Genomic DNA, 8,500 nt, shown 5'->3' with positions numbered 1-8,500 from the left:
GGCGGTCCTGGCCGAGCAGAACGACGAGTGGACCGAGGCCCGCCGCTACATGGGCCGCGAACTCCTCGCCAAAGCCCGCCTCCACCCGATCGAGTCAGAAACCGACGACACCGTCCTGCCCACCGAACTCACCGCATAGCCTCAAACGAGATCACCGAGTGGCCGTCGATACACCACTCCAGCGGACGTGACCTGCGGAAGCGGCGCTGGTGCACATCCACACCGCTCGCCCATCCCACAAGAACCACAGCGGCACCTGGTGCGGCCCGTGATCAGGATGTGCTGTCGACATCCATACATCCCGCTCGGTGACGAGCCGTTCCAGAGTGTCGCGCCTACGCTCCGCCGCCTGGCGGCGAACAATCCCCGTGGTCCGCATGAGCGCCGACCTTAGCCAGCAGGCTCAAAGCGCACATGAGGCAAAAGACCTACTCCCGGAGACCGGTGAACCCTTCAGCCCCTGGCCCGGGGACGGCCGACTGGGGTGCTCAGCGCGGCCGACGCGCTCGTGGACGCGCGACCCGGACTGCTGCCAGGCAGCCGGGCTCGGCGACGACACCGTCAAGAGGGAACCGAATTGATCAACCTTTGGTCAGTGTGAGTGAGTAGCTCGGCCGCCGCGCGAGATGCCGGCCAGTCCGCCTGCTCGGTCAACCGGGGGCGCGGCCTTCAGGGGAGGCACAGGGATGCACGTCTCGAGGGCGCAGGGTGAGACACCCACTTCTGCGCCGGGGTGCGGTTGGTATGTGCTGGCTCCCGCCCTCTCCGCCTTCGGTGTGTATGGCGGCACAGCGTGGACCATTCGGTCATGGGCGAGTTGCCCGCTCGGGAACAACGTCAGCAACAACATAGGGCTGCTGATGATGATGCCCGTCGTGTGGCTTTGCATGACTTTGTTGCTGCTTCTGCTCCAAGCCGCACTGCGAAGGTGGCTTCTGCGTGGCGGGCGGGCAGCCATGTGGCTCGCACTGCTCGCGACCTCCATTGCACTGACTTTGCTGTACCGGTTTGGGATGGGCTGGCCACATCACCCGCCCGGGAGTCAGTGCGTGGAGGGCTATCCACTCTTCCCGTTCACGGGCAAAACGGGCCCGCACACCGCCGAGTAGACGCTGCCCGGATATACGCCGCTGATCTCATGTCTGCCCCCAATCATGCCGTCCCGCTGGGGTCGAAAGGGCCGGATTGCGGGAAGTTCGGCGAGGGCGGGGGACGCCTGGCCGGCCGGCGGGGTTTCCGGTGCCGCTGGTCGCCGTGGGTAAATACCGCGACGGTTCTCGCGGGTCGTGCCAGGGTGAGGGCGTGTCAGAGATCGAGATGGCAGACGTGTTCGCGGCAGGACGACGTGGTGAGGGTGGGCGTCTCTATACGTATCGGGTGCGGGGGTTCGGCCGCAGTGGGGTGGTTCTGTGGCTCGGTGGCAGGGGGGACGACCCTGACCGGGTTTTGACGTTGCCGGCGACTGATCACCGTTGGGTGCCGGTGTTCGTGACTGGTCGGCAGGCGCGGTTGTATGTGAGCCGGAGGGGGCGACGGCTGGCCGCTTCCGGGACCGAGACGCTGGAGCTTGATCGTGTGCAGCATTGGCTGAAGGCGCCGAAACGCCGGCGCATCCCCGCGGGTGCGCTGCTGGAGGCGTGGAACTTCTTCGAGGATCTCGCTCGAGGACTCGGTGAGGCCCACGGGCTGCCCCGGCAGGGCGCGGTCCACAACAGCGCCTACGAGAAGCTGTTCGGAGGCGAGTGCAGTGCTTGGACTCCCGACGAGCTACGCGCGGTGTTGGAACTGCTCACGGCCGGGGTGGAACTGTGGAACTCCTGCCCAGTGGTCGTAAAGCCGTTGTTGCGCCCGCGTGTCTAGGCCTGTCCGGCGGATCATGCCGGGCGGCCCGTCGGCGCTGAATCGCTGTAGCGCCCCGCTGGAGAAGACGCTGGGTGGAGCAGGTGGGGTCCGTCGGTAAATACCTCGACAGCGGGCGCGGTGGTTGGGGATGCTTCGCGCGATGACCAGAATCAACGACACGCCGCCCACATGGGACGAGCGCACCCAGCTCACCACGTTCCTCGACTACGCACGGGACATCGCCCGCGCCAAGTGCGACGGCGTCTCCGCGGAGAACGCACGCAAGGCGCTCCTGCCGGGCTCACCGCTGATGACCATGAGCGGAGTGATCAACCACCTCCGCTGGGTCGAGTACTACTGGTTCCAGGTGGTCTTCCTCGGCGAGGAAGACCGGGCCCCCATGACCGACGAGGATCCCGACCGCGAGATGCGTATCGCCGTCGACTTCCCGCTCACGCAGTTGCTCGACGAATACGCCGAACAGAGCGCCCGCTACCGCGAACTGGTCGCCGGGAACGACCTGGACAAGCAGGCCGAGGGAACCATCCGCAACGGCCTCCACGTCGACCTGCGCTGGATCCTCCTCCACCTCACCGAGGAGACAGCCCGCCACAATGGCCACCTGGACATACTGCGCGAGATGCTCGACGGCACGACCGGCGACTAGGCGTTGACGGCTCTGATCGACCTGGCCCGTCGTCCCGGCTGCGGTCAGGTGCAGTGGAGCAGCGTCATGAAGCCGTAGTCCATGTGGAGTTGCTGGTGGCAGTGGAACAGGGACAGGCCCGGCTGGTCGGCGGTGAAGTCAGGGCGGCGCCGCCCTGCCGCGGGCCGCAGCCCGGCGAGGCCGACGAGAACTCCGGCGCAGACCCGCCAGGCCGTCGGCGAACGGAACGCCCTGCCCGCCGAGGCCGCCCAGCCACCCGACCGGAACCTGCCGAGCGATGACCTGCCTGCGCCGGCCGCGCACCGCTTCTCGCCGCGGAGCGGGTCCGGCCCCGGATCGACTGATCCCGGGCCGGACCCGGCAACGGACGCGGCTCAGTCGAACGCGGCGGCGAACATGCCGGGCTCGTAGGAACCGCCCTGCTGGTGCACGATCACGGCGAGCCGGTTGGCCGCGTTGATCAGGGCGACCAGTGCGACCAGTGCGGCAGTCCCGTCGTCGTCGTAGTGCTTGCGCACCTGGGCCCAGGTCTCGTTGGACACGCCCTGGTGGGCGTCGGCGAGCCGGGTGCCCTCCTCGGCGAGCGCCAGGGCGGCCCGTTCGGCCTCCGTGAACACGGTGGACTCGCGCCAGGCGGCCACCAGGTTGAGCCGTACGGCGGTCTCACCGGCGGCCGCCGCCTCCTTGGTGTGCATGTCGATGCACCAGCCGCAGCCGTTGATCTGGCTGGCGCGCAGCGACACCAGCTCCTGCGTGGACCGCGGCAGGGGTGACTGCTGGACCACCAGGCCGGCGCCTGCGAACCGCTTGGCGAACTTGGCGCCGATCTCGTTGTCGAACAGGTTGAACCGGGTGCTCACGATGTCGTCCTCACTTGTTGCTCGTTATTCGTCGCGTTGCGCTGGACGAACACGAGATGCCGGCCGCCCGCTTCCTGTGACGGGGCAACGGTGTGACGTGCGCCACCGCTCATGGGTGTCACAGGACGGCCGCGGCCGGCGTCCTGTGTGCGTGGCATCGTCGAGAACGGACAGGCGGGAGCAGCCGGTGAAGAGCCAGCGCAGTGAGTGCACAGGGGACACGGCCGGTCGGCTCAGCGACGGCGGACGCACGGACCCCGCCACCGAGGCGTTCGTCGCCCACCGCAACCTGCTGTTCACCGTCGCCTACGAGATGCTCGGCTCCGCCGCCGACGCGGAGGACGTCCTTCAGGAGACCTGGCTGCGGTGGTCCGGTGTCGATCTCGGCACGGTGCGCGACCGGCGCGCGTACCTCGTCCGGATCACCACGCGCCAGGCGCTGAGCCGGCTGCGCACACTCGGCCGCAGGCGGGAGTCCTACGTCGGTTCCTGGCTGCCCGAGCCGTTGCTGACCGCCCCCGATGTGGCCGAGGACGTCGAGCTGGCCGACAGCGTCTCGATGGCGATGCTGCTGGTGCTGGAGACACTCACGCCGACCGAGCGTGCGGTGTTCGTGCTGCGTGAGGTGTTCGACCTCGAGTACGACGAGATCGCCGACGCCGTCGACAAGACCTCCGCCGCGGTCCGCCAGATCGCCCACCGGGCACGGTCGCACGTCGCGGCGCGCCGCCCGCGCGGGGTCGTCTCCGCGGCCGAGACGCGGGACGCGCTCGACGCGTTCCAACGGGCGGTCGAAACGGGCGATCTCCAGCGCCTGCTGGACATCCTCGCGCCGGACGTCGTCCTCCTGGGCGACGGCGGGGGAGTCAAGCAGGCCGTGCCGCGGCCCATCGTGGGGGCGGACAAGGTGGGCCGCCTGCTGGCCTCCGGACTGGGCAGGATCACCGAGGCGTCGCTGCGGCCGGCGCAGGTCAACGCCTGTCCGGCGCTGATTCTCCGGATCAGCGGCGAGATCGACACCGTACTGACGCTGCGCGTCGACAACGGCCTCATCACCGGGCTCTACGCCGTACGCAACCCCGGGAAACTCTCCCACATGCACCGTGAGACCACCCTGCGCCGCTGAGCCCGGGAACCTCCGGCACGGAGGGCATTACTTGCGCGAGGTGTGACGGGCTCCGGAGGCCATGGCAGTCCACGGTGCGTGACGACCCGGACTCAGTTCACGGGCGGCGCGGTCGGCCACGGCGAGCAGCGTTCGCTCGTCGGGGCGGCGGGCCACGACATGGAGGCCGACGGGTGCTCCCTCGGCCGTGGTGCCTGCCGGAAGGCTGAGCGCCGGATGCCCGCTGAGATTGAACGCCCACGTCAGGGCGACGCTCATGCGTGGCCCCGGCCCGTCGTGGCCGTGCGGCGGGTGGGGCGTCGTGGGCGTGAGGAGGAGGTCGGCTCGCTGGAAGCAGTCGCGCAGCCGCTCCTCGTTGGTCGTCATGACCCTGCTGACGTCGGCCACGGAGGGTGTGGCCGGGGAAAATCCCGCCGCGCGGAGGGCCGTCCAGGCGGGGGCGGGGTCGACCAGGGTCAGGTCGGGGCCCTTGGCCAGGGTGATCAGACCGGCCTCCGCGAGACGCCGGGCCGAGCGGCGGGCGACGGCGGCGACTTCGGGATCGGTGTCCGCGTATCCCAGAGTCGCCGACCAGATCGCCCTCAGCGGGTACGCGGGCCGGACGGCAGGCACCTCCGACCCGGTCACCGCGTCGAAGTAGGCGAGGGCGTCCCGCGGGCCGCCCACCAGGACGCCGGGCGAGTTCAGACCCGCTCGGTCACGGGCCGGGAGCCGGCCGTTGGTGGGCTTGAAGCCGACGATGCCGCACCAGGCGGCGGGGATGCGCACCGAGCCGGCACCGTCGGATCCACTGGCGAGGGGGACGAGACCGGCGGCGACCGCGGCCGCCGAACCCGCCGAGGAGCCGCCGGGTGACCACGCCGGGTCGAGCGGGTTGAGGGTGGGCCCCCGGTCGGTGTGCCCGTACGTCTGCCAGCCGGGGCCGGTACGAGGCACCGAGGTCGCGCCGACTGGCACGCATCCGGCGGCCACCAGCCGGGTGTTCTGGTAGGAGCCGGGGCCTTCGCTCGCCTTGACGCCGATCGGCACCCCCGCGAGCGGCAGTCCGACGCCCTGGGCGACCCGCGCGTCGACGCGGGCGGCGTGAGCGAGCGCCTGCTCGGCCCAGACCTCGGTGAACGCCCGCACACCGTCGTCGAGTTCGTCGACACGGGCCAGGGCGGCCCCGACGACCTCGACGGCCGTCAGCTTGCCCTGCCGCACGTGACGGGCGATGTCCAGGGCGGACAGCTCCGCGTACTCCCCGGTGGTGATCACCGTCGGCCTCCTTCGCCATCAGCGCGTGCGCCCACCCTGCTCACCACCACGCCCCCCGTCCGCCCAGTCGCTCAGAACATCCACCGCGTATGGCTGTACACCCCGTCGTCCCGGCCGAAGCCGTACGCCGTGGCCGGGGCCACCGCGAACACCACCGCGTCCCCCTTGCGGAACGCGTCCCCGATCCCGTGGAAGGTGCCCTCGGGTGAGGTGATGTGCGGCCCGTACTTCGTCTCGTACGCCGCGATCACCTCTTCCAGCAGCGCCGGATCGGCGACCTGCCGCGCCGTGCCCTCGACCACGACGTCGAGCCCTTCGGTGAGCGAGTTGCCCCCGGTGGTCAGGGCGCAGTGCCCGTCATGTGAGAGGTTCCTCGCCTTCTGTTCTCCCGGGCCTGTGGCGAAGTACACCACTCCGTCGTGCCAGGCGGCGATCACGGGCGTGACGTGCAGCCGCCCGTCGGGCCGCACCGTGGACACCCAGAAGATCTCCGCGGACCTCAGCAGCCGCTCGGCCTCGGCCCACTCGGTGGCGGTGACCTCCGCGGCACCGGGGCGGGGATTGAGCGCGGAGCTGTAGCGGGCGTCGAGCTCGGCCGCGGGCTGATGTGCGGATCCCTGTGCGGGCATGTGGATCTCCTTCTGCTCTGCTCGTACCTCTCTCCTCGTAACGACCGGCATTCCGTGCCGGAATCATCGGTGCGCCCGTTCGCGGCGTGTGTGTTCCGTGTCCAGAGGCCTGTCCCGGCCTGTCCCGGGGGCGGGCCGGCCGGCGTGCGAGTGCCGTGCGGCCGGGCCGCGCCTACGCTGGGTGCGTGTCCGACCACACGCCGAGCGGGAGCAGCGTATGAACCGGGACGATCTTCCTGCGCCGGTCGAGGGCCTGGTGCTCACACACTTCTTCACGGTCTCCGACGTACCGCGTTCCCGGGCGTTCTACGCCGACGTGCTGGGCGGAACGGTCGTGCTCGAGGAGAACCCCTGCATCATCAAGATCGCCAACGGCTGGATCATCCTGAACCCCGGCGGCGGCCCCACCGACGACAAGCCCGACGTCGTACTGCGCACGCCCGACGACCCTCGTACCGCCTCCAGCTTTCTGAATGTCAGGGTGGCCGACATCCACCGCTTCTGCGAGGCGGCGGCCGCGAAGGGAGCGGAGTTCCTCACCCCGCCCGTCGACCGTCGCGCCGAGTTGCGTTGCTACATGCGTGACCCGGACGGCTACCTCATCGAGGTGGGCCAGGCGACGGGACTGCTCAAGGGCGAACTGGCGCGCACCGACATCTGAGAGTCGCGCGCACCGGCATCCGGGAGCCGAACGGGTCGGCCGGCCCGCAGGCCTCAGCCGAACGCCGGCCGGATCCCATGGGCCAGCAGTTGCGGGTCCGTCACCCCGCCCGGGCAGGCGAGCTGGGCGATCGGCCATCCGGCGCATCGGGCGCCCGCCTGGTACGCGCTCTCGTAGAAGGCGAGCACGGCGGCGCGAGGGTCGGGCTCGGTGCGGACGTCGTCGTACGGCAGTACGGCCAGATGGCTGTCGATGCGGGCGACCCAGTGTGCCGCGGCGGGCCGGAGCGGTTCCTCGGCCAGGTGCGCCGGCTCGGGAGCGGTGTAGGAGTAGAACGTGGGCGCGGGGAAGGCGTCGTCGCCGAACCAGAAGCCGAAGCTGATCACCTCCCGGGAGTACGCCTCCCGGGTGACCGGGTCCAGGTGCGCGGGCTGCTCGATGCGGCGGTCGGAGAACCGGGTGTGCGCGATGTCGAAGGTGTGCCAGAAGTGGTGCACCGGGCTCACCTTCCCCGAGTACCCCGCGGCGAACTCCTCCAGCACGGAAGCCACTTGGCTGAGGACCCGCCAGTAGCGGTTGGCCTGCGCGGGGTCGTACGCCGCGTGCTCGGTGTCCTCGGCGAACGGCCGGCCGGAGTCGGGCAGGTCGAAGGGCCCGGGAATGTCGAGCCGCATCCGGATGCCCAGCGCGGCCAGCGAGTCCATGACCGCCCCGTAGAAGGACGCCACGGACTGTCCGAGGAGCGGGACGGAGATCTCCCGGCCGTCCAGCGTCGAGACGACCAGCCGATGCGCGACGAAATCGAAGTCCAACGTGAAGATCGGATTGCCGTCCACCTGTCCCATCGGACGTGTCGTGATCCCACGCCCGGTGAGGTGGAACGGGACGTTCCACCAGTGGTTGCGCCGGCTGCTTGCGGCGAGACGGACCTTCCCCGCTATCTGTGCGAAGCGATGCAGCGTCTCCTTGGTGTCGCGCCACTCGGCGAGCGGGATCGGCGGGAACAGTTCCATGGTCATCAACCTTCCCTGGCGTCCGACGCTCCTGACGGCCGGATCGGGCCCCTGGACGACATGATGGCCACGTGGGACAGGCGCGGCATCTCGTGCACCCGGCCGGCTTATACCCCCGCCGACGTCGAAAGTCATTGCTCGGATCCCCGAAAGGGCGAAGTCGAGGGATTCCCCTGGAGTTTCGAACCGGGGCGAATGGAGGCCGGAAGCAGTTCTTCAGTGCGCGGTATCTACGGCACGTCGCTCAGTGAAGTCAAGGGTTGACATGCTGTGGGGGATGGAACCATGATCGCGTTCATGTCAAGATCCCAGCCCTTTGGGTGACTCCGTATGACAAGTGCATCAATTTAACCAGGTAAAGCAATCGATCGAATTCCGGCGCATCCCCCCACCTTCCCCGGATTGACGTTTGTCCGCTCACGGAATTCCGTGTGGTGCCGTCCTC

The 8,500-nt window shown here is 69.6% G+C and carries 9 protein-coding genes and 2 pseudogenes; 5 read left to right on the top strand and 6 right to left on the bottom strand.

Going from position 1 to position 8,500, the window contains the following annotated elements; translation table 11 throughout:
* Positions 1-139, top strand: a pseudogene (locus CG719_RS37425) (IS256 family transposase); the annotation flags it as partial.
* A 57-nt stretch (positions 140-196) separates the two neighbouring features.
* Here the strand turns inward: CG719_RS37425 and CG719_RS36725 are convergent.
* A pseudogene (locus CG719_RS36725) lies at positions 197-379 on the bottom strand (pyridoxamine 5'-phosphate oxidase family protein); the annotation flags it as partial.
* A gap of 1,196 nt (positions 380-1,575) precedes the next feature.
* On the opposite strand from CG719_RS36725, the gene CG719_RS25160 reads away from it, so the two are divergent.
* Positions 1,576-1,860 carry a hypothetical protein gene (locus tag CG719_RS25160; RefSeq protein ID WP_234375754.1) on the top strand — a complete coding sequence of 95 codons (285 nt, stop codon included), beginning with the start codon at positions 1,576-1,578 and terminating at the stop codon, positions 1,858-1,860.
* 142 nt (positions 1,861-2,002) lie between these two features.
* On the top strand, positions 2,003-2,509 hold the full coding sequence (locus tag CG719_RS25155) for a DinB family protein (RefSeq protein ID WP_100570946.1): 507 nt from the start codon (positions 2,003-2,005) through the stop codon (positions 2,507-2,509).
* 44 nt (positions 2,510-2,553) lie between these two features.
* Here the strand turns inward: CG719_RS25155 and CG719_RS37585 are convergent, their stop codons facing one another.
* Together CG719_RS37585 and CG719_RS25145 are read right to left on the bottom strand one after the other, a co-directional pair.
* Positions 2,554-2,679 (bottom strand): multicopper oxidase domain-containing protein, encoded by a 126-nt coding sequence (locus CG719_RS37585; RefSeq protein ID WP_199836774.1) that lies wholly within the window; start codon positions 2,677-2,679, stop codon positions 2,554-2,556.
* 204 nt (positions 2,680-2,883) lie between these two features.
* Complete coding sequence (locus CG719_RS25145) at positions 2,884-3,369, bottom strand: carboxymuconolactone decarboxylase family protein (RefSeq protein WP_100570945.1); 486 nt, start codon at positions 3,367-3,369, stop codon at positions 2,884-2,886.
* A 187-nt stretch (positions 3,370-3,556) separates the two neighbouring features.
* Here CG719_RS25145 and CG719_RS25140 point away from each other — a divergent pair, with 187 nt between their 5' ends.
* Positions 3,557-4,495, top strand: a complete 939-nt coding sequence (locus CG719_RS25140; RefSeq protein ID WP_100570944.1) for an RNA polymerase sigma-70 factor — start codon at positions 3,557-3,559, stop codon at positions 4,493-4,495.
* Positions 4,496-4,522: 27 nt separating this feature from the next.
* Here the strand turns inward: CG719_RS25140 and CG719_RS25135 are convergent, their stop codons facing one another.
* Together CG719_RS25135 and CG719_RS25130 are read right to left on the bottom strand one after the other, a co-directional pair.
* Positions 4,523-5,752 (bottom strand): amidase, encoded by a 1,230-nt coding sequence (locus CG719_RS25135; RefSeq protein WP_100570943.1) that lies wholly within the window; start codon positions 5,750-5,752, stop codon positions 4,523-4,525.
* 71 nt (positions 5,753-5,823) lie between these two features.
* On the bottom strand, positions 5,824-6,381 hold the full coding sequence (locus CG719_RS25130; RefSeq protein WP_100570942.1) for a pyridoxamine 5'-phosphate oxidase family protein: 558 nt from the start codon (positions 6,379-6,381) through the stop codon (positions 5,824-5,826).
* Between the two features lie 217 nt (positions 6,382-6,598).
* On the opposite strand from CG719_RS25130, the gene CG719_RS25125 reads away from it, so the two are divergent.
* A complete protein-coding gene (locus CG719_RS25125) occupies positions 6,599-7,042 on the top strand; it encodes a VOC family protein (RefSeq protein ID WP_100570941.1) in 444 nt (147 codons plus the stop codon).
* 53 nt (positions 7,043-7,095) lie between these two features.
* On the opposite strand, the gene CG719_RS25120 is transcribed toward CG719_RS25125, so the two are convergent.
* The gene (locus CG719_RS25120; RefSeq protein ID WP_100570969.1) at positions 7,096-8,055 is read right to left on the bottom strand and encodes a DUF5996 family protein; all 960 of its coding nucleotides are present in this window, start codon (positions 8,053-8,055) and stop codon (positions 7,096-7,098) included.
* Between the last annotated feature and the right edge of the window lie 445 nt (positions 8,056-8,500).

This window comes from Streptomyces sp. CB01373 (assembly GCF_002803075.1).
In the GTDB taxonomy this organism is placed as follows: Bacteria; Actinomycetota; Actinomycetes; order Streptomycetales; family Streptomycetaceae; genus Streptomyces.
Note: the sequence above shows the minus strand (reverse complement) of the source record. Positions and strands in the feature narration are given on the sequence as shown.

Excerpts from the sequence above, each read along its gene's own strand:
- CG719_RS25155 (WP_100570946.1), top strand. The coding sequence starts at position 2,003 with ATGACCAGAATCAACGACACGCCGCCCACATGGGACGAGCGCACCCAG.
- CG719_RS25120 (WP_100570969.1), bottom strand. The coding sequence starts at position 8,055 with ATGGAACTGTTCCCGCCGATCCCGCTCGCCGAGTGGCGCGACACCAAG.
- CG719_RS25125 (WP_100570941.1), top strand. The coding sequence starts at position 6,599 with ATGAACCGGGACGATCTTCCTGCGCCGGTCGAGGGCCTGGTGCTCACA.
- CG719_RS25130 (WP_100570942.1), bottom strand. The coding sequence starts at position 6,381 with ATGCCCGCACAGGGATCCGCACATCAGCCCGCGGCCGAGCTCGACGCC.